24 protein-coding genes are annotated in these 19616 nt (G+C 39.7%); 2 read left to right on the top strand and 22 right to left on the bottom strand.

Features of this window, described 5'->3' with window-relative positions; genetic code table 11:
• Nucleotides 1–115: 115 nt before the first annotated feature.
• On the bottom strand, nt 116–526 hold the full coding sequence (locus MKY27_RS02900) for a single-stranded DNA-binding protein (protein ID WP_339197543.1): 411 nt from the start codon (nt 524–526) through the stop codon (nt 116–118).
• Between the two features lie 256 nt (nt 527–782).
• Between MKY27_RS02900 and MKY27_RS02895 the strand changes: the two genes are divergently transcribed.
• Both MKY27_RS02895 and MKY27_RS02890 read left to right on the top strand, forming a co-directional pair.
• The gene (locus MKY27_RS02895) at nt 783–1226 is read left to right on the top strand and encodes a YwpF family protein (RefSeq protein WP_339175159.1); all 444 of its coding nucleotides are present in this window, start codon (nt 783–785) and stop codon (nt 1224–1226) included.
• Between the two features lie 123 nt (nt 1227–1349).
• A complete protein-coding gene (locus tag MKY27_RS02890) occupies nt 1350–2303 on the top strand; it encodes a nuclease-related domain-containing protein (RefSeq protein ID WP_339197542.1) in 954 nt (317 codons plus the stop codon).
• A gap of 186 nt (nt 2304–2489) precedes the next feature.
• On the opposite strand, the gene MKY27_RS02885 is transcribed toward MKY27_RS02890, so the two are convergent.
• The 21 genes from MKY27_RS02885 to MKY27_RS02785 form a co-directional block, all read right to left on the bottom strand.
• A complete protein-coding gene (locus MKY27_RS02885; protein WP_339175156.1) occupies nt 2490–2867 on the bottom strand; it encodes a hypothetical protein in 378 nt (125 codons plus the stop codon).
• Nucleotides 2868–2972: 105 nt separating this feature from the next.
• Entirely contained in the window at nt 2973–3356 is a 384-nt protein-coding gene (locus MKY27_RS02880) for a hypothetical protein (RefSeq protein ID WP_339197539.1), read from the bottom strand.
• Between the two features lie 192 nt (nt 3357–3548).
• Nucleotides 3549–3986: a 3-hydroxyacyl-ACP dehydratase FabZ gene (gene fabZ, locus MKY27_RS02875; protein WP_079524660.1), complete on the bottom strand. Its 438-nt coding sequence runs from the start codon at nt 3984–3986 to the stop codon at nt 3549–3551.
• Between the two features lie 201 nt (nt 3987–4187).
• Nucleotides 4188–4478 (bottom strand): DNA-directed RNA polymerase subunit beta, encoded by a 291-nt coding sequence (locus tag MKY27_RS02870; RefSeq protein ID WP_339197535.1) that lies wholly within the window; start codon nt 4476–4478, stop codon nt 4188–4190.
• Between the two features lie 28 nt (nt 4479–4506).
• A complete protein-coding gene (locus MKY27_RS02865; protein ID WP_339197533.1) occupies nt 4507–5346 on the bottom strand; it encodes a flagellar hook-basal body protein in 840 nt (279 codons plus the stop codon).
• Nucleotides 5347–5550: 204 nt separating this feature from the next.
• Nucleotides 5551–6393, bottom strand: a complete 843-nt coding sequence (locus tag MKY27_RS02860) for a flagellar hook-basal body protein (RefSeq protein ID WP_339197530.1) — start codon at nt 6391–6393, stop codon at nt 5551–5553.
• A gap of 78 nt (nt 6394–6471) precedes the next feature.
• Nucleotides 6472–7464, bottom strand: coding sequence for a rod shape-determining protein (locus MKY27_RS02855; protein WP_339197527.1), 993 nt, complete (start codon nt 7462–7464; stop codon nt 6472–6474).
• 191 nt (nt 7465–7655) lie between these two features.
• A complete protein-coding gene (locus tag MKY27_RS02850; RefSeq protein ID WP_008404436.1) occupies nt 7656–7922 on the bottom strand; it encodes a sporulation transcriptional regulator SpoIIID in 267 nt (88 codons plus the stop codon).
• Between the two features lie 149 nt (nt 7923–8071).
• Nucleotides 8072–8725 (bottom strand): M23 family metallopeptidase, encoded by a 654-nt coding sequence (locus MKY27_RS02845; protein ID WP_339175149.1) that lies wholly within the window; start codon nt 8723–8725, stop codon nt 8072–8074.
• 49 nt (nt 8726–8774) lie between these two features.
• Nucleotides 8775–9677, bottom strand: coding sequence for a stage II sporulation protein D (spoIID, locus tag MKY27_RS02840; protein ID WP_339197525.1), 903 nt, complete (start codon nt 9675–9677; stop codon nt 8775–8777).
• A 356-nt stretch (nt 9678–10033) separates the two neighbouring features.
• Nucleotides 10034–11335, bottom strand: coding sequence for a UDP-N-acetylglucosamine 1-carboxyvinyltransferase (murA, locus tag MKY27_RS02835; RefSeq protein WP_008404441.1), 1302 nt, complete (start codon nt 11333–11335; stop codon nt 10034–10036).
• Nucleotides 11336–11702: 367 nt separating this feature from the next.
• The gene (locus MKY27_RS02830) at nt 11703–11945 is read right to left on the bottom strand and encodes a DUF1146 family protein (protein ID WP_339175147.1); all 243 of its coding nucleotides are present in this window, start codon (nt 11943–11945) and stop codon (nt 11703–11705) included.
• A gap of 128 nt (nt 11946–12073) precedes the next feature.
• The gene (locus tag MKY27_RS02825) at nt 12074–12481 is read right to left on the bottom strand and encodes a F0F1 ATP synthase subunit epsilon (RefSeq protein ID WP_339175146.1); all 408 of its coding nucleotides are present in this window, start codon (nt 12479–12481) and stop codon (nt 12074–12076) included.
• 23 nt (nt 12482–12504) lie between these two features.
• The gene (gene atpD / locus MKY27_RS02820; protein ID WP_079524652.1) at nt 12505–13920 is read right to left on the bottom strand and encodes a F0F1 ATP synthase subunit beta; all 1416 of its coding nucleotides are present in this window, start codon (nt 13918–13920) and stop codon (nt 12505–12507) included.
• A 48-nt stretch (nt 13921–13968) separates the two neighbouring features.
• A complete protein-coding gene (gene atpG / locus MKY27_RS02815; protein WP_339175144.1) occupies nt 13969–14826 on the bottom strand; it encodes an ATP synthase F1 subunit gamma in 858 nt (285 codons plus the stop codon).
• A 99-nt stretch (nt 14827–14925) separates the two neighbouring features.
• A complete protein-coding gene (atpA, locus tag MKY27_RS02810) occupies nt 14926–16434 on the bottom strand; it encodes a F0F1 ATP synthase subunit alpha (RefSeq protein ID WP_339175143.1) in 1509 nt (502 codons plus the stop codon).
• Between the two features lie 29 nt (nt 16435–16463).
• The gene (locus MKY27_RS02805) at nt 16464–17000 is read right to left on the bottom strand and encodes a F0F1 ATP synthase subunit delta (protein ID WP_079524649.1); all 537 of its coding nucleotides are present in this window, start codon (nt 16998–17000) and stop codon (nt 16464–16466) included.
• Nucleotides 16997–17518: a F0F1 ATP synthase subunit B gene (gene atpF / locus MKY27_RS02800; RefSeq protein WP_339175142.1), complete on the bottom strand. Its 522-nt coding sequence runs from the start codon at nt 17516–17518 to the stop codon at nt 16997–16999. The genes MKY27_RS02805 and atpF overlap by 4 nt, the downstream gene beginning before the upstream one ends.
• A 171-nt stretch (nt 17519–17689) precedes the next feature.
• Nucleotides 17690–17914 carry a F0F1 ATP synthase subunit C gene (gene atpE / locus MKY27_RS02795; protein WP_008404451.1) on the bottom strand — a complete coding sequence of 75 codons (225 nt, stop codon included), beginning with the start codon at nt 17912–17914 and terminating at the stop codon, nt 17690–17692.
• A 77-nt stretch (nt 17915–17991) separates the two neighbouring features.
• On the bottom strand, nt 17992–18717 hold the full coding sequence (atpB, locus tag MKY27_RS02790) for a F0F1 ATP synthase subunit A (protein ID WP_339175141.1): 726 nt from the start codon (nt 18715–18717) through the stop codon (nt 17992–17994).
• Between the two features lie 30 nt (nt 18718–18747).
• Nucleotides 18748–19119 (bottom strand): ATP synthase subunit I, encoded by a 372-nt coding sequence (locus MKY27_RS02785; RefSeq protein ID WP_251689854.1) that lies wholly within the window; start codon nt 19117–19119, stop codon nt 18748–18750.
• Nucleotides 19120–19616 lie beyond the last annotated feature (497 nt).

Genomic DNA, 19616 nt, shown 5'->3' with positions numbered 1-19616 from the left:
CTACTTTATTCAGTTATTATAGGATTGTGAGAAAGAATGATTACTACTGCGCGGTCAGACAGCAGATTTGGGCGTTTCACCTCCCGTAGAATTTTTTTATTGGAGACGGGAAAGTTTACGGTTGGTGGACGAGTTTGATTTCTTGTTCTGGGAGCACGAAATCTTCGGCAATCGGGGGCGCTGTCTGGAGTTTATCTGCATCACCAGGGGCTTTTAATGCATAAAACTGCACTTCCTCTGTTTGGACTTCCATCGTGTATACTTTCTGGTTTTCACGATTTACATATGTCCTCGACTGCAGGCGCCCTTTAATACCGACGAGCGAGCCCTTCCCGCAGTATTTTGCCATCAATTCAGCGGTCCTCCCCCATGCGACACATTGCACGAAGTCCGCATCAACCTTCCCTTCACTGTTTTTGAAAGGACGGTTAGTAGCAATGCTAAAGTATGCCAGAACCCTTCCTTCAGATAAGTGCCTGAGCTCCAAATCTTTTGTCGTTCGTCCTACAAGACCAACATGATTCATTCATTGACCTCCCTTCTTTCGGAAATTAACTAAAGCATAGTCGAACCCTGCCCTTTTTGGCAAAACACGAATTTGAGTTTTCCGCGCAAAATATTGCTCCAAAAATACTTTTTCGCCTATAGGGTATTTCATTCATTTTAATGAGAATGCTGATGTAAATGGACTTGTAGATAATATTACAATTTGCTTAAATTGGCAGTTTCACATTTTTTGTATGTTATACTTTTACATAAGAAAATTGAGGAGGGATTTATAAGTGAAAACCTTTAAAATGCTTGCTTTTGATTTATTACTTAATGATGAAGTCAAAGAAATTTCTTTAATAGACGGTATTATTATCAATCAGGAAAATAGCCATAAAATGTGGATTTTAGAATTGTTTACTGCAGATACATATTACGATTTCTTTCAAAGCTTTGTTACTTCCGGTGAAGTGCTGGATGCGCGTGCCATTATCTCGCTGCCGGACAATGAGCCTGCCCCATTTGCCGTTGTTGTACATTCGATCACAAAAGTCGGAGATAAAATATCGGTCCTTATCAAAGGCCGCTTAAAAGCACAGCGTAAAAAGTATGCCGAGCTGTTATTGGCACAGCTGCTTGAAGATGGATTGAGAAATGATGAATTACTTGAGGCATTTGACCAAGGGATGCGCAATCGTCCTTCATTACAGAAAAATAATGAAGAGGGCGGAAAGTAGTTTTTTGTACTAAATTTAATTTTAGGAGGGTAAATTTGATGCGTAATTTTTTCTAAAATTACCTTTTTGAGCGCATTTGTCTTTCCTCACCTTGCATCGTATATTCTAGGTGGAGGTGAAGTAATGCAGAAGTCGAAGCATCATCTTTATATAGAAGTATTAGCTAAAAGGATTTTGTCTGATGATATGGAAGCTAGTGCAATCCAGCAAGAGTTTCAACGCTTGGAGGCTGGATTTTTCGGTGAAAACAGATTGAAGCAAGCTCTATCCGATTTTTACTTCAAAACTGATCATCATATCTTCTACAATTTTGAGTGCATGAATGATAATGGCTTTTCCCATCAGATAGACGCTATTTTAGTGACACCTTTATTTATCGTAATTTTTGAAGTAAAACTGCTGTCCGGTGTTTTATTTTATAAATCCGCGCAGCATGAATTTTATCGCATCCACAACGAAAAACGTGAAAACTTCCGCAACCCCCTTGATCAGGTTTACCGGCATCAGCTATTTTTGGAACAATATTTGCGAAAATGGCAGATCACTATCCCAGTGTATTTTGCCGTTGTAATCGCAAACCAGCACGCTATTTTAGATGAATCATTGGAGAAGTTTCCGATTTTTCACATTAGCGGCGTCCCAAACTTTATTGAAAACCTATACCGTAATCCTGCAAATTCCAATGCAAATATGAGTCTGATCGTTGCTAAACTGAATCGACTTTATCAGGCCCTACCCCCTCGACGCTCCATTAGTTTGGACAGATTAAAGAAAGGCGTTCTTTGTAGACAGTGTGATTATGAAAACGTTATGAATTATCATTACGGAACGTTTACATGCGTTGTTTGTGGGGCTAAAAGTCGGGATGTTCTTTTCGAAACATTAGACCATTATCGGATTTTAATTAGCGGCAAAATTACCAATAAACAATTCCGTGAGTTCTTTGGAATCCACAGTTTACAATCTGCTTCTAAAATTTTAGTGCGACTCGGTTTGAAGCGCCATGGTACGAAAAAAGGGACGTATTATATTATTCCTGAAGATATTTCTGAGTGGAAAAGAAAACGCTTGCGATAATTGGCGATTAAAAAATCAAATTGGATATAAAAAAATTATATTGGCGATTATCCTACCAGAATTGACGATTATCCATTCTTTATTGACGAATAACAGCTTGAAAGTGGCGAATATCCCCCGATCCCAGCACAGCGCACCAAAAAAAACCAGTGCCCACATTAAGTGAACACTGATTTCTTCTTTCGACTAGTGATTATCCACTTTGTCTTTATCTTTTCGGTCTGCACGGTCTTCGATGATATCTTCTTGGTTTACTGAAGGAGCGCCTGGTGCTGTTGCGCCATTGTCACCATTCGGACCGCTTGAACCATCCGGGACATTTGAGTCTTGAATCGTGCCCTCATTTACGTTCCCGTTGTTGCCGTTTTGACCACTTTGGCCGTCTGGATCGACTGTATCTACCGTGTCGTCGATAACGTCACGTGTGTCGTCCATTACATCGTTAACACCGTTTTCGACATCGTTCCCTAGATTGTCATCCCCTGCGTTGTCATTTGTATTACACGCTGAGAGAAATAACAGTGAGCCAAGCGAAAGTGCGACAAGTAGTGCTGATTTTCGCATAAAAAATTCCCTCCTTTCCCATATGCAATCATGAGTCAATCACTTCGAGTGATCGTACATATAGTGCCCGGGAAAAGAAGGATCTATCCTAGAAAAAAATAGGGTTTATTTCAATTTATCTTTTAAGAGCTGTTCAACATAAGCGGCTTCAGCTTTGCAGTCGAATTTGTAATTTGTGCCTAATTGTTTCTGTAATTCCGCAATTTCCTGCTTTTGCTTTTCTGTTGGCTCTTCGCTTAAAATTTTAGCAATGACTTCATCCATTTTCTTAGCAATTTCTTCATGAAATTCAGGGCTCAGTAAAATGTCTGCCGGTATTTTATCAATCCAAGCGGCATTTTCTTTAAAATATTTTTGCCAGCTTGCCATATAGTCTTCCATTGAAAATTTTTCTTCATCCCAACCAATGCTTGCTAAATAAGCTTCAAACGACGTCGATATTGATCGTGTAATACTAATTTTTACGCCTGAAGACAGTTGTTTATACATCTATTTTAAACCTCCTACGTTTAAAGCCAAACTTCGCTCATTGTTTACAGGCAAATGAAAACCCATAAAAGGTGAACACTGGCAATCGTCCCACACCTATCTTATCTCATTGGGAGACTTCTGCTTAAAGAAGTTAAAGATTTACTTCAACTTTTATATTTTATAATCTTTGAGTTCCAATTGCAAATTGCCTTATTTTGGCTGAACAGGACCAATTGCAAATAAAATCTCGCATTCACAAACTAGCTCGCCATCTACTGTTGCAGTACCGCGGCCTTTCCCCATTTGTCCGCGCAATTTCAAAAATTCCACTTCAAGCTTCAACTGATCACCCGGTACGACTTGACGCTTGAAACGGCAACTATCAATCCCTGTTAAAAATACTAGACGTCCTTTATATTCAGGTGCATTTAATAATGCAACACCGCCAACTTGCGCAAGTGCCTCGACAATGAGGACTCCCGGCATTACTGGATAGCCAGGGAAATGTCCATTAAAGAATTCTTCGTTGATCGATACATTTTTCAATCCAAGTGCGCGCTTTCCTTCTTCGATTTCAAGAATGCGATCAACTAATAGAAATGGATAGCGATGTGGTAATATATTTTGAATTTGCTCTGCGTTTAACATTAAAAAAATCCCCCTTGTTTCCTCTTTAATATTATGTAGATATTCATTTATTTTTATGTATGTTTTGGTAAAGCGCTGCAAATATTGGAGAAAGAGCCTGGAATTTCAGCAGGCTTTTGCTCCAATCCAATTCAGTAAACTAAATTTTTTTGCTTATTCGTTGTAAAGGGATTGCTCGGAAATGGCTTCCCGACAATCCCTCTACTCCTTACCATTTATAATATCGAGAAGATGCTGCCATGTTTCCCACTTTAAAACATCGGATGCTGCGCCGTCCCCTAAAACGCTGTAACCAATAACGAGTCCTACAACTACCGCTACTAAAAATAATAGAATTACGATTATGATTCGTAGCCAGATAGGAATCAGTCGAAGCCGGACCTTACCGACAGGCTGATCTGTCGTCTGCTCCGAAACATTCTTTACGCGACGTCTCGTCTTTTTGGCTGCAGGCTCATTTTGCTCCGTCTGTGTTTCTAACTCATTCGTCATAAAACTTCTCCTTAACAATGTCGCACGTTTAGCGAATACCGTTAATTAACCCAAGCATTTGGTCTGCAATTGTAATCGCACGTGTATTAAATTGATATGAACGCTGTGCTTGAATTAAATTTGTCATCTCTTTAGATACATCTACATTCGACATCTCAAGTGCTCCTTTTTGAATGCCCACTTGACGATTGGCACCTTGCAGATCTGTCAGTACTTGCGCTTGCGTGAAGCCAAGTGCATCCAGATTTTCCGGCAAGCCAATATATGTCCCGCCTTGCAGTTTTTCCATTACGTTTGGTTTTTGCAGTTCAGAAATCCCAAGCTGGAACTTTAGCGGTGTGCCATTTTCATAGTTTGCCACCAATGAACCATCCGAATCCATCGTAAAGCCTGTTACATTATCCGGGAATGTAATTGGCTGTCCATTTGCATCTGCTACTTGATATCCGTCACTATTCACGAGTGAAAGGATGCCAGGTTGAGTCTGTGTTACATAAAAGCTACCGTTACGCGTGTATGCAGTTCGCACGTCGCCTTGATCATTTTGCATTAACACATTAAAATATTGGTTCTTTTTTGTTAAGGCAAAGTCTAAATCGCGGTTTGTTTCCTGCAATGAGCCTTGTGCCTGATTGGATTGGATTAATCCGATCTGTGCACCGGCACCGTAACGAATGCCTACTGGTGTATCACGGACAGTGCGGTCTAATTCGTCATTATTAAATTGCTGATACAGCATTTCCGTAAAATTTGCCTGCTGTGCTTTATAGCCTGTAGTATTGCTGTTTGCGATATTTGTACTGATTGTGTCCAACTGATGCTGTATTTGAGATAATGTATTTGTCGCACTAACCATTGTACGTAACATTTCCCGCACCTCCTTAATTATACGAAAATTCGACAGTTAATGAAAATAATCGCTATAGGAATGAGTTGATTTCCATTCCGATTCGGACGCTTTCCCCGGGCCCGGCTCGAGCCTGTAGTCTCTCCCACGGGCTTGTTCCCGGTGGAGTAGCCTTCTCTTCATTCCAATCAACTCGTTTTTTTATAGTCCTTCTAATGCAAGTAATTAATTAACTCGTCCAATTTCATTCACTGCTTTTTCCATGCTCTTATCGTAAGCCTGCAGCACTTTTTGGTTTGCTTCAAATGCGCGGTATGCAGTTAATAGATCTGTCATTGCTCTAGAGGCATCGACGTTGGAGCCTTCTAAATATTGCTGCTGCATCGAAAACTGTACATTTGCCTGTCCATAGGCTGACGGTAGATCGGCACCATCCAATGTATTAAATAATCCATTATCACGCTTTACAAGTACGTCCGGGTTTTCGGAAAATGCGACACCCAATGTTCCGATCTGCACATCATTCCCGTCAAAAATCGCCCCGTCCGAACTGATGCGAATATTGTCGTTATCAAATTGCAGACGTTCCCCGTTCGCATCCAATACGAATAATCCTTGAGGATTTACTAAGTTCCCCTGCCCGTCCAGCGTGAAATTCCCGTTACGTGTATAGCTCTCTGTTCCGGATTCATTTTCTAAGCGGAAGAAAATCTGGCCTGAATTTCCCGATGTTTCGTCAGTAGGCATCGAACTATTGATCAGTGCAATATCTGTATTTAAGCCGGTTGAATAAATCTGACCTTGCGCTTGGTTTGGCATTGTTTCCTGTAAATAAACCCCCGCATTCACTGCACCAACCGGATTAAGATTCTTTACTGTAAACCCGTTTTCAGTCGGAATTGATGTCGAATTCACTGCCGACATCAACATATCCGGAAAAGAACGAATTGTCGTTTGATCTGATTTAAAACCAGGTGTATTGGCATTGGCCATATTATTCGTTAAAATTTCAGTTTTACGTTGTTGTGCAACCATTCCTGTAGCTACTGTATAAAAACCTTTAAACACTCAATTCACCTCTATTTATGCTGTATTTATCATTTATCGACCAAAAACTGATAATTATAAGTAATATAATTTATTTATTTATTTATTTACCGCGCGATCGATATTGTCCAGCATAATTCCAGTCCCAACTGCCACACAGTCCATTGGGTTTTCTGCAACAAATACAGGTACTTTCAGCTCTTCGATTAACAGCTGATCGATGCCATGAAGTAATGCGCCGCCGCCTGTTAAAATAACGCCCCGATCGATAATGTCGGCCGATAATTCAGGTGGCGTTTTTTCCAGGACATCTTTTGCTGCCTGTACAATCATACTAACCGATTCACGCAATGCATGCTCAATCTCTTCTGAATTGATTTCAATTGTTCTCGGTAATCCCGTAACCATATCACGACCGCGGATTTCCATCGTATCATCGCGTCCACCAGGGAATACTGTACCGATTGTTGTTTTAATATTTTCTGCTGTACGTTCGCCGATCAACAGCTTGTATTCTTTCTTTATGTATTGCAATATATCATTATCGAATACATCTCCGGCAACTTTAATCGATTCGCTCGTTACGATATCACCCATCGATAATACTGCAACATCCGTTGTACCTCCACCGATATCAACGACCATATTACCGCTTGGCTGGAAAATATCCATACCTGCGCCGATTGCTGCCACTTTTGGCTCTTCTTCTAAATAAACTTTTTTACCGCCTGATTTTTCAGCTGCTTCACGAATTGCTTTTTGCTCAACCGAAGTAATATTTGTCGGACAGCAGATTAAAATACGCGGCTTTGATAAGAAACCTTTAACGTCCAATTTATTGATAAAATGTTTTAACATCGCTTCTGTTACATCGAAATCTGCAATTACCCCATCTTTCAATGGACGAATTGCGATAATATTACCTGGTGTACGTCCCACCATTTGACGCGCCTCTTCACCGACTGCCAGTACTTTATTTGTTTTTTTATCGATCGCTACTACAGAAGGCTCATTCAGAACAATTCCTTTGCCCTTTAAATGAATCAGCACATTTGCAGTACCTAAATCAATCCCAATATCTTTAGAAAACATGTTTCTTTATTCTCCTTCCGCCCATTTGAACATGCATACGATTCTATATATGTCTATCTTAGTTATTTTATCATATACAGTGTTGAATTACACCAATATTGTGGGAAGGATTTTCCTTTATAATGGTTTAAAATGGTAAAAATATAAAGTGAAAAGCACTAAAAAAAGCATTTAGTTGTTATAAAAACAGACTAAATGCTTTTTTCTTGTTGCTTTGTAATCCACTTTTTACGTGTTGCTTCACCACCGCGTAAATGGCGAATCGATTTGTTATAGGTTAAAACTTGTTGTACTTGTAGCGCAAGTGGTTCATTCACTTGTTTTAGCCGCTCTGTCAAATCTTTGTGTACAGTACTTTTAGAGAATCCCGTCATTTTCGCGAGTGCACGCACGGTTTCACCTGTCTCTACCAACAGTTCACCCAAACGAACGCAGCGTTGCCGAATATGTTCGTGCACGTCCTCTCCCTCTCTACGTCTAATCTAAAGAGCCTTGCTTCTTAATATTTCACCTTATGTGAGTAGGCTCTTAATTATTCGAAGTAGATTGCAGGATTCGTTGTTAACTTACTAAAAATATATCCGAATTCATCCATTTCGCTAAATAATCAAAAGGATAAATATTTGTTCGGATCCACCAGTACACCATCTTCCATTACTTCAAAGTGTAAATGAACGCCAATGTTTGGATTCCATTCATTTTCTTGTGAAGTAGCTAGCTGATCGCCTTGTGTAACTTGATCACCTTGTTTTACAAGAATATCTGCCACGGAGTTATAACGTGTTTGCATACCATTTGGATGTGTAATTGTAATGCTGTTACCTGTAAATGCATCCATTTTTACTTCTGTCACTTCACCGCTCATTGCAGCAACAACTTCAAAAGGCTCGCTGTTAATTGCGATAGAGACGCCTGTAGATGTCGTGAACACTTGATTAAATACAAGTAATGAGTTTTCTCGTGTCGCTTCATCTTTTGATACGTCATAAAAATCCTGTAAAATCGTTACTTCATTTAAGTATTCTTCTTTGAATGGATACTTCAAAGATTCCGTAACAGTCGCTGTTGTTGGAACAATCGACTGATCGGCCGGTGCAGAAACTTCTTCCATCAATTCCTGCTCGTTCTGACTTTCGTACAATGCATTAAAACTAAAAATAACTGCCACAATCATTACTGCCATACCACCGTATACAGCCGGCCAAAACCACCGTCTTTGCATAACTGGTTTCTGAGAAGGCTTTTGTTTAACTTCTCTCATATTCATCACCTCAAATGGAAGTGTGTACAAGAAATTGGAAAGTTAAACATTATTTTTTACAATAATTTATCGATTTTATTGTAGTCGATGGATAGTAATGAGATAGGATATCTTCCGCCGTTATTCCCCCCTGTGCCATCGTATTTGCCCCATGCTGGCTCATACCTACCCCATGCCCGTATCCATAAGTTTTAATCGTTATACCGGTTGCTGACGGTTCCCATGTGAAATTCGTTGAGCGCAAGTTTAAAAGTGTGCGCAGTTCTCTGCCAGGCCATGTTTTTTTGTTGATCGTAATTTGCTCGATGCGGTTCGTGTCATTTCGCTGCAGTTTTGCATTTTGAAGCTGAGCCTTCGAGAAATTCTGTTTAAGTTTTTTATTGATCTCTTCAAATGTATAAGTAGTCTGTTCTTGGTTTAATTGTTCAGGCGAAGTGGTTGCTGTTAAGTAGGGAATCGGATTTCCGCTGTAGTTTTCCGCGGACTCGGTATATTGAAAGGATGATGCATGAAACATGGCTGTAATCAGTTCATCATTATAGGTAAGAATTTGGTTGGCGGTTTGTTTGACGGCCTCTGTTATTTTTTCTTCATTTTCGGCAAAAGTAGTTTTCCATTTTTCTTCTCGTAATTGCTGATCATTGTAAACTTGGTGGGCTGTCGTTGTGAGAATCGGCTTTTTTCCGTAATTGGTCTGCTTCAATACATAAGTTCGGGAGGCAATCGCCTGAGCTTTTAAAGCTTCCATATGGAAACTTGCCGGCATTTCCCCTGCAATTACACCAATTAAATAATCTTCAATTGGAACATCAGTATTATTCACTTTAATAAATAAAGGACAAGAAGTAGATTCTGTTTGTTCAATAATGGAAGTTTGTTTCTTAGATTTTAAAGTGAATGGGACTAAAAACAATAGGACGCCAATGATAAAGAAAATGATAATTTTTTTCATGAGACAGTATATGAACACACAGGAAGAATATGAGTTCAATTTGGAGAGAGAATTTCTATTTTTTGCGGGACCGGATTTGGGGAGTAGCTCTACAGTGAGAGATATAAAAGGACTCTACTTTTGAATGAGGTTATTCTACTTTACTAGCGCCGGGTTCTACTTTTGATGTAGATTGTTCTCCATTACTGCCGGAACTTTCTACTTATAGAGTGCTTCGTTCTCCTTTTGCAGCGCTATGTTCCACTTTCTCCATGAATCATTCTACATTATCGTCCGATCCCCCATAAACAAAAAAGCACCCAGAAAGCGTAAATCTCACTTTCTGAATACTTTATATGTTTATATGAATCTAATTTTTAAACTGTCACAACGATTTCTTGTAACACTTCTTCTTCTGAATCGATGCGTTCGATCATTGCACCTAAAGAAGCTAGTTTTTTGTGGAAATCGACATAACCACGGTCTAAATGGTGTAACTTTGTAACACGTGTTACGCCTTCAGATACTAGACCAGTTAAGATCAGTGCAGCTGCTGCACGTAAATCTGTTGCTGATACTTCGGCACCTTGAAGTTTTTTGCCGCCTTCAATGAAAACAGAACGCCCTTCGATCTTTGCATCAGCATTCATGCGACGGAATTCTTCAACATGCATGAAACGGTTTTCGAAAACTGTTTCTGTAATGATACTTGTTCCGTTTGCCGTTAACATTAATGCCATCATTTGTGATTGCATATCTGTCGGGAAACCTGGGTGTGGCATCGTTTTAATATCAACCGCTTTTAACGGGTCATTTGCGCGCACACGGATGCCTTCATCTTCTTCGATAACTTCTACACCCATTTCACGCATTTTTGCAGTTAGTGCTGTCATATGCTCTGGTACGGCGTTTTCGATTAAAACATCTCCGCGAGTAATTGCTGCCGCTACCATAAATGTTCCGGCTTCAATACGGTCTGGAATAATATAATGTTCGCAACCTTTTAATTCTTTAACGCCTTCGATACGGATCGTATCAGTACCGGCACCAATTACACGGCCGCCCATAGCGTTAATAAAGTTTGCCAAATCAACTATTTCAGGCTCTTTCGCTGCATTTTCAATAATCGTCGTCCCTTTTGCTAAAGATGCTGCTGTCATAATGTTTTCAGTAGCCCCAACACTTGGGAAGTCTAAATAGATTTCTGCGCCTTTTAGTTCACCTTTTACTTTAGCTTCGACATAACCATGTCCAAAGGAAATCTCTGCACCCATAGCTTCGAAGCCTTTTAAATGAAGTTCGATTGGACGAGATCCAATTGCACAGCCGCCTGGTAATGCTACGCGTGCATAGCCATTACGTGCCAATAATGAACCCATTACTAAAATGGAAGCACGCATTTTACTTACAAACTCAAATTGAGCTTCACTAGATAGCTTCATAGAGGCATCAATCATCATTTCATTTTTCTCGACATCGTATTCGACAATCGCGTTTAAACTTTTTAACACTTCACCAATCGTACCGACATCTGCTAAGTTTGGTACATCTTTAATCATATTTTTATCTTTAGAAGCTAATAGAGAAGCAGCCAAAATCGGTAATACAGCATTTTTTGCGCCTTCAACGCGTACTGTGCCTTTTAGTGTCTGACCTCCAGTAACAATAATTCTCTCCACAATTCGTCCCTCCGAATTCAATTCTCATATAATAAAGGAATAAGTTCAATTAAACTTAAATTATTTTAAACTTCATTTGACTCAATTTACACACAAAAATATACTACATTTATTAGGGCGGCAATTCAAGCACCCAAATTACTATTTTAAGCTAATTTGTTTAAAAAGGCTATTAAATTATAATACGCAGCGTAACTATTTAGTGTGAATAGACAAATTTTCACATAAAAGTATCTTCCTTTAATAACTACCCAAAACATGTAACTTTGCAAACCTGTAATATTTCCTAGGAAATTTTTATTTCTTGTAGTGGAAAACAAACATTTATTCCCCTTTACAAGAAATAAAACCGCAGCTATTTCCTGTACTAACTAAAAATATAGGGAATCGTTTGCGACCATCTTAAAAAGTTTAAAAAGAAATCCGCTACAATTGAACCAATAACAATACTCGTCAAAATATAAAAGAGCTGAATTTGAAAAGTTTTCCCTTTTTTAAATAATTGTTCGATTCTTAGTCCTTGTAATGCATAAAGGGCAATTCCTATAAATATAATATATGCTAATACATTAACGATTGCTTGTTGGCCAGCCTCGACATATAAATCCATTTTCCCCGCTCCTTTTAAACACCTTACCTCAAATATTGGCGATTTGTGTTTCAGCCAGTTTAACTTCCTGTGTTTTTTTCATGACTATAAAAAAAGCAGGCAGAAAGAATCTGCCCGCTTGTTAAACATTAGATATTACCCTCATGAACATTGATACGATTCATCGCACGTTTTAAAGATAATTCCGCGCGTTGGAAATCGATGTCATCTTGTTTCTTTTGAAGGCGACCTTCAGCACGGGCTAAAGCTTCTTTAGCACGGGCAACATCGATCGAAGAAGCAACTTCTGCAGAAGGAGCTAAAATCGAGATTTTTTCAGGGCGAACTTCAATGAAACCACCGCTAACCGCTGCGACATCTGTAGTGCCGTCTGCTTTTTTAAGCTTCACAGAACCAATTGTAAGTGGAGCAACCATAGGAATATGGCCAGCTAAGACACCAATTTCACCTGAAGTCGTTTTAGCGATTACCATCGTTACTTCTGAATCGTATACTGAGCCGTCGGGAGTGACAATATTGACTGTAACTGTCTTCATATTTTTTCCTCCTCGTCAGCTAATTAGACTTGTACGCCCATTTCTTTAGCTTTCGCTACTACTTCATCAATAGAACCTACTAGACGGAAAGCATCTTCTGGTAAGTGATCCCATTTGCCATCAAGGATTTCCTTGAATGAACGAACAGTTTCTTTAACAGGTACATAAGAACCTTTTTGACCAGTGAATTGCTCCGCTACGTGGAAGTTTTGAGATAAGAAGAACTGGATACGACGAGCACGTTCTACAGTTTGTTTATCTTCATCAGATAACTCATCCATACCTAAGATAGCAATGATATCTTGTAACTCACGGTAACGTTGGATTGTACGTTGAACACCAGTTGCGATTGCATAGTGTTCTGGTCCAACGATTTCTGGTGATAATGCACGAGAAGTCGAAGCTAGTGGGTCTACCGCTGGATAGATACCCATCTCAGATAATTTACGCTCAAGGTTAGTTGTTGCATCTAAGTGGGCGAAAGTTGTAGCCGGAGCCGGGTCAGTATAGTCATCGGCTGGTACATAAATCGCTTGGATCGAAGTTACAGAACCTTTTGTAGTAGATGTGATACGTTCTTGTAATTTACCCATTTCTGTAGCAAGTGTTGGCTGGTAACCTACCGCTGAAGGCATACGACCTAATAGGGCAGAAACCTCAGAACCTGCTTGTGTGAAACGGAAAATGTTGTCGATGAATAAAAGTACGTCTGCACCTTGCTCATCACGGAAGAACTCAGCCATTGTTAAACCAGTTAAAGCTACGCGCATACGTGCTCCAGGTGGCTCATTCATTTGACCGAATACCATCGCAGTTTGTTTGATTACGCCTGAATCTGTCATTTCGAAGAATAAGTCGTTACCCTCACGAGTACGCTCACCTACACCCGCGAATACAGAAATACCTGCGTGCTCTTGTGCGATGTTGTTGATTAATTCTTGGATTAATACTGTTTTACCTACACCGGCACCACCGAATAGACCGATTTTACCACCTTTGATGTATGGTGCTAATAAGTCTACTACTTTGATACCTGTTTCAAGGATTTCTACAGTAGTTGATAATTGATCGAATGTTGGAGCTTCGCGGTGAATAGAATCACGACGAACATCAGCAGGAATTTCTTCACCTAAGTCGATAACTTCACCAAGTACGTTAAATACGCGACCTAATGTAGCTTCACCAACTGGTACTGAGATTGGTGCTCCTGAGTTTGTTACTTCTGCTCCACGTTGTAAACCATCAGTAGATGACATGGCAATTGTACGAACAGAATCGTCACCTAAGTGAAGCGCTACTTCTAATGCAAGAGTAGTCGGTGCTTCGTTAGGACGTTCAATTGTAACTGTTAATGCGTTATAAATGTCTGGTAATTGACCATTAGCAAACTTTACGTCTACTACTGGACCCATTACTTGAAGAACGTGTCCTTTGTTCATTACTTTGTACCCTCCTATCGTATTCTTATACGACGTTGATGAGCGCGCCTATTCTAAGGCTGCAGCTCCACCAACGATTTCTGTAATTTCTTGTGTAATCGCCGCTTGACGTGCACGGTTGTATTGTAGAGAAAGGTCTGCAATAAGATCGTTTGCATTGTCTGTAGCGTTTTTCATTGCTGTCATACGCGCTGAATGTTCACTCGCTTTTCCGTCTAATAAAGCGCCGTAAATTAAGCTTTCCGCATATTGTGGAAGTAATACTTCTAAAATCGCTTCGCCTGATGGCTCAAACTCATAAGAAGCATTGCTTGAAGAAGGTGCAATATCAGTTAAAGGAAGAACTTTTTTCACAGTCACTTCGTTTTGAATTGCAGATACGAAGTGATTGTAGTACATATAAAGTTCATCATACGTACCATCAATGAACATACCAACAGCATTACGAGCGATTTCTTTAATATCGGCAAATGATGGTTGGTCAGGTAGAGCAACGACATCTGCGATAACATTGTGTCCACGCTTTACAAAGTAATCACGAACAACACGACCTACTACTAAAACAACGTACTCATCTTTCGACTTGTGACGTTTATCAATAGTGCTTTGTACTTCACGTAAGATGCTTGAGTTGTAAGCACCTGCTAAACCACGGTCAGAACCGATGACTAAGTAAGCTGTTTTCTTAACAGGGCGAGTAGTTAACATTGGATGTCCGCTGTCTTTTGTACCTGTTGCGATTGCGCCTACTACGTCCTGGATTTTTTCCATGTATGGAACGTAAGACTTAGCATTTTGCTCTGCACGACGTAACTTTGAAGAAGAAACCATCTGCATCGCTTTCGTAATTTGTTTCGTTGACTTTGTAGAGTTAATACGACCTTTAATTTCGCGTAAGTTTACCACTGGTATTTCACCACCTTTAGATTTTTATCAAGCTCTTATTAAAAAAGAGTTGTCCAGTTTTTCACGCTACAATAATGTGCGTGAAAAACCGTTCAATTCTTACTCAGATTTAGCGAAAGTCTTTTTGAACGCATTAATTGCTTCAACATACTCTGCGTCTGGAGCAAGTTCTTTAGTTGTACGAACATGATCTAAAACATTTGTGTGGTTTGTATCTAACCAGCTTAAGAATTCGTTTTCGAAACGAACGATGTCTTGTACTGGAATATCATCTAAGTGACCTTTAGTTAATGCATAAAGGATCGCAACTTGTTTTTCAACTTTAAGTGGTTTGTTTAAGTCTTGTTTTAAAACTTCAACAGTACGTTTACCACGCTCTAATTTAGCAAGTGTGATTGCGTCTAAGTCAGAACCGAACTGAGCGAATGACTCTAACTCACGGAATGCTGCTAAGTCAAGACGTAATGTACCAGCTACTTTTTTCATCGCTTTGATTTGAGCAGAACCACCTACACGTGATACTGATAAACCGGCGTTGATCGCTGGACGTACACCAGAGTTGAATAAGTCAGATTGTAAGAAGATTTGACCATCTGTGATTGAGATTACGTTTGTTGGGATATATGCAGAGATATCGCCCGCTTGCGTTTCTACGAATGGAAGCGCTGTAATCGAACCGTTTTTGTATGTTTCGTTTAACTTCGCAGCACGCTCAAGTAGACGGCTGTGTAAGTAGAATACGTCACCAGGGTAAGCTTCACGACCTGGAGGACGGCGTAGAAGAAGTGAAAGTTCACGGTATGCTGATGCTTGTTTAGTTAAGTCATCATACACGATTAATACGTGCTTACCATCTAACATGAATTCTTCTGCCATAGATACACCTGCGAAAGGAGCAAGGTATAGTAATGGAGCTGGTTGTGATGCAGAAGCAGTTACAACGATTGTGTAATCTAAAGCACCGTGTTTACGTAAAGTTTCAACAACGTTACGTACAGTTGATTCTTTTTGACCAATTGCAACGTAGATACAAATCATATCTTCGCCTTGTTGGTTTAAGATAGTATCGATCGCTACAGATGTTTTACCAACTTGACGGTCACCGATGATTAACTCACGTTGACCACGACCGATTGGTACTAAAGCGTCGATCGCTTTGATACCTGTTTGTAATGGCTCATGTACTGATTTACGTGCCATTACACCGAAAGCTGGACTTTCGATTGGACGAGATTTTGTTGTGTTGATTGGACCTAATCCATCCACTGGCATACCAAGTGGGTTTACAACACGGCCAATTAGTTCTTCACCAACTGGTACTTCCATAATACGACCTGTACGACGAACCTCATCGCCTTCTTTGATGCCTAGGTAGTCTCCTAAAATTACGATACCAACGTTACCTTCTTCTAGGTTTTGTGCCATACCCATAACACCGTTTGAGAACTCTAAAAGCTCTCCAGCCATGGCGTTGTCGAGGCCATGAGCACGAGCGATACCGTCACCAACAGTGATAACTGTACCTACTTCGCTTACTTTTAATTCCGATTGATAACCTTCAATCTGCTGTTTAATCAGACTGCTGATTTCTTCAGCTTTGATGCCCATGTATGTTCACCTCTCACATTTCTTAAGATTTAGCCAACTAATACTCGTTTTAAGTCCTCTAGCTTAGACGCTACAGTGCTGTCGAAAATGTAGTTGCCGATTTGAACGCGTACGCCACCAATTAATGACGCATCGATAATGTTTGTAATGTTAAGTTGCCCTTTGCCGACTAACTTGCCGAAAGCAGCAGAAATTTCTGCACGTTCGCCATCAGTTAATTCACGCGTAGAGTATACTTTAGCATCTGCAGTGCCTTGAGCGGCAGCTGATAATGCTTGATACTGGTCTGCAACAGCTGTTAATTCGTTAAGACGTTTCTTTTCGATTAGGAATTGAACCATATTAACAACAATTGGCTGTGCACCCGTTAAAATTTGAGCGATAAGCTCTTTCTTACGGTCAGTAGAGATTTTCGGAGCAGTAAGTAATGCCATAAACTCTTCGTTTGTAGTTACTACTGTTTTGATCTCACGTAAATCTGCACCTACTTCAGCAAGAAGGTTTTTGCTTAATGCTAATTCGTAAATTGCTTGAGCATAGCGATTTGCTACAGTCGATTGACTCATTTCGCTTCGCCTGCCTTCGCAATCGTTTCTTTAATTAGTGCGCTATTGTCTGCTTCAGAAATTTCTTTCCCAAGAACTTTAGACGCAGCAAGTACTGATAATGAAACTACTTCTTCACGTACAGCAGCGATTGCTTTTTCTCTTTCTGCTTCGATATCACGAACAGCAGATTCTTTTAGACGGTTCGCTTCAGCGCGTGCAGTTACCACGATTTCTTCGCGAGTTGCTTCGCCTTGCTTTTTAGCGTTCTCAATAATTGATTGCGCTTCAGTGCGAGCTTCTTTAAGAAGGCTCTTTTGTTCTTCTAATAGTGCTTGTGTTTCTTTTTTAGCTTTTTCAGCTGCATCGATACCGCTTGCAACTAACTCTTCACGCTCGCGCATGATACCCATTAAAGGACCCCAAGCGAACTTTTTAAGAAGTGCCATTAAACCTAAGAAAATCACTAACGTCGCAATAGCATCACCTAAGTTAATGCCAGTAGCGCCTGCACCTAGTACAAGATAGTCTAAAAACACGATTGTTTCACTCCCTTCAAGAGCTTGAATAAAATCTATATTTTGTCATACTTTTTGTTCATATTTAATATTAAATAAAAAAGGGTATTTCTTATTTACACAAAACTAATGGCGAAGGGTTTCAAATGAAGTCTACTTCGCCACTGGATTTTAATAATCTTTTTATGAAGACTATTGGTTCATTACGATGAATGCGATTACTACTGCGATGATCGGTAATGCTTCTACTAATGCAACCCCGATGAACATTGTAGTTTGAAGTGCGCCACGTGCTTCTGGTTGACGAGCGATACCTTCTACTGTTTTTGAAACGATTAAACCGTTACCAATACCTGCACCTAGTGCTGCTAAACCGATTGCGATTGCTGCTGCTAATAAACCTACTGAACCTACCATTTGATAATATCCTCCTTGGATGTTGTAATTTTTTTTGGTTCAAATTACCGCACTACATTGAATGCGGGAACTTATAATTAATGGTCTGTACTCACTTTGTGAGCCATGTATACCATCGTTAACATTGTGAAAATGAAAGCTTGGATAAATCCGATGAAAATCGAGAATCCCATCCACGCCATCATTGGTACGATTGCACCGAAGAAACCAAACGCACTTGAAACTGCTAAACCAGTTAGTAACGTTAGTAAAATCTCGCCGGCATAAATGTTACCGTAAAGACGTAGACCTAGAGTTAACGTATTTGCAAACTCTTCAATAACTTTTAACGGGAACATAAACGACATTGGTTGGAAGAATGTTTTAGCATAACCGCCAGTACCTTGCATTTTTACGCCGTAATACTGTGTTAAAACTAGAACCATCGAAGCTAATGTCATTGTAACAACTGGATCGGCTGTTGGTGATTTCCACCATAAATCATGGCCGTACAGAATACCACCCATTGGTAAACCAAGTAAGTTGGACACTGCAATGAACATAATTAATGTAATCCCTAGAATGTGGAAGCGCCCACCAGTTTTCCAGTCCATATTACTCTTAATAATATTTTTCACGAAATCCATAACCCATTCCATGAAGTTCTGCATACCAGTCGGTTTTAACGCAAGTGTACGTGTTGATACAAACGCGATAATAAATACGATGACTGCAGCTACTAAGAGAGTTAGTACTGTAGATAAGTTGAAAGTAAGCGTCATAAAGCCTAAATCCAAATCTAGCTCTGGAGCTGTATGATCCATTTTTGCATTCACCTCTCTTTCAAATGCACCTTAGTGGCTTTTTATATGATGTACTACTCTTTCTACTACTAAAAAGATGTACGGAATCATCAGCCCAATGACCGTGCTTATTAAGTGAAAATATTGTGGCAACGATATTGCGATTGCGACTGCGGCAACACCTGATCCAAAGCGAAGCGCTGTACCGATAGATGCTACTTTTGTCCCTTCACTAATGGAACGGTCAAATTTTTCCATACGTCGAAGTAAAATCCAAAAATTATACGTACCAAAGAACGCACCTAGGGCTATACCAGCAAATATAGAATCATATGGCGAAAATCCCCAGCCTAACGTACAAACAGCAAGCAAAAAAAAGAACGCTTTCTTCTGCATTGCAAAAACGTGATGCAAATTTAGCATTGGCAGTTAATCTCCTGAAACTTTTTTCGAGTAAAGAAAGTGTTCATCGACCATTAAATGAATTTAAAACGTAGTAAATGCACTACAAAATTAGAGGCCGTTACAAGTAGTAAATAATTCCACTTCAGGAAAATCCTATTGTGAACATTCATTTCATACTTCTAAGTGTCTCTTAATCTTCACGGACTTCATCCAGGCGCATAGAACGTTGCAAATTGACGAGTTTCGTTTCAACTGTCAATCTAGTAGAAACTTGATATAACAAGCGTTTCAACGTCTTTTGACTAGGCGAAACTCTTATCATTCTTACCCTTTGTAAGCATACAATAGGGGGTTTTTGATGTCAATTAGTAATGGTGAAAAACTTCACATAGATACATTCCTTGTCAAATTGTTGACAAATTTGTGTATAGTTATGCATAAATATTTTTTGCATTTTTTCACTAACGCTAAAATTCGCTATTTCATGCGTTTTTTCCGTGTCGATACATTTTTTG

It is taken from the genome of Solibacillus sp. FSL R5-0449, from assembly GCF_037975215.1.
Classification (GTDB): Bacteria; Bacillota; Bacilli; order Bacillales_A; family Planococcaceae; genus Solibacillus.
The sequence above is the reverse complement of the archived record's forward strand: the minus strand, read 5'-3'. Positions and strand labels throughout refer to the sequence as shown.

What these genes read in the sequence shown, in the direction of transcription:
- MKY27_RS02805 (WP_079524649.1), bottom strand. Translation starts at nt 17,000, where the DNA reads ATGAGTCAATCGACTGTAGCAAATCGCTATGCTCAAGCAATTTACGAA.
- atpA (WP_339175143.1), bottom strand. Translation starts at nt 16,434, where the DNA reads ATGGGCATCAAAGCTGAAGAAATCAGCAGTCTGATTAAACAGCAGATT.
- fabZ (WP_079524660.1), bottom strand. Translation starts at nt 3,986, where the DNA reads ATGTTAAACGCAGAGCAAATTCAAAATATATTACCACATCGCTATCCA.
- atpB (WP_339175141.1), bottom strand. Translation starts at nt 18,717, where the DNA reads ATGGATCATACAGCTCCAGAGCTAGATTTGGATTTAGGCTTTATGACG.
- MKY27_RS02830 (WP_339175147.1), bottom strand. Translation starts at nt 11,945, where the DNA reads ATGGATTTATATGTCGAGGCTGGCCAACAAGCAATCGTTAATGTATTA.
- MKY27_RS02885 (WP_339175156.1), bottom strand. Translation starts at nt 2,867, where the DNA reads ATGCGAAAATCAGCACTACTTGTCGCACTTTCGCTTGGCTCACTGTTA.
- atpE (WP_008404451.1), bottom strand. Translation starts at nt 17,914, where the DNA reads ATGGTAGGTTCAGTAGGTTTATTAGCAGCAGCAATCGCAATCGGTTTA.
- MKY27_RS02785 (WP_251689854.1), bottom strand. Translation starts at nt 19,119, where the DNA reads ATGCTAAATTTGCATCACGTTTTTGCAATGCAGAAGAAAGCGTTCTTT.
- MKY27_RS02880 (WP_339197539.1), bottom strand. Translation starts at nt 3,356, where the DNA reads ATGTATAAACAACTGTCTTCAGGCGTAAAAATTAGTATTACACGATCA.
- MKY27_RS02845 (WP_339175149.1), bottom strand. Translation starts at nt 8,725, where the DNA reads ATGAGAGAAGTTAAACAAAAGCCTTCTCAGAAACCAGTTATGCAAAGA.
- spoIID (WP_339197525.1), bottom strand. Translation starts at nt 9,677, where the DNA reads ATGAAAAAAATTATCATTTTCTTTATCATTGGCGTCCTATTGTTTTTA.
- MKY27_RS02870 (WP_339197535.1), bottom strand. Translation starts at nt 4,478, where the DNA reads ATGACGAATGAGTTAGAAACACAGACGGAGCAAAATGAGCCTGCAGCC.
- MKY27_RS02865 (WP_339197533.1), bottom strand. Translation starts at nt 5,346, where the DNA reads ATGTTACGTACAATGGTTAGTGCGACAAATACATTATCTCAAATACAG.
- atpD (WP_079524652.1), bottom strand. Translation starts at nt 13,920, where the DNA reads ATGAACAAAGGACACGTTCTTCAAGTAATGGGTCCAGTAGTAGACGTA.
- MKY27_RS02855 (WP_339197527.1), bottom strand. Translation starts at nt 7,464, where the DNA reads ATGTTTTCTAAAGATATTGGGATTGATTTAGGTACTGCAAATGTGCTG.
- MKY27_RS02825 (WP_339175146.1), bottom strand. Translation starts at nt 12,481, where the DNA reads ATGAAGACAGTTACAGTCAATATTGTCACTCCCGACGGCTCAGTATAC.
- MKY27_RS02900 (WP_339197543.1), bottom strand. Translation starts at nt 526, where the DNA reads ATGAATCATGTTGGTCTTGTAGGACGAACGACAAAAGATTTGGAGCTC.
- MKY27_RS02890 (WP_339197542.1), top strand. Translation starts at nt 1,350, where the DNA reads ATGCAGAAGTCGAAGCATCATCTTTATATAGAAGTATTAGCTAAAAGG.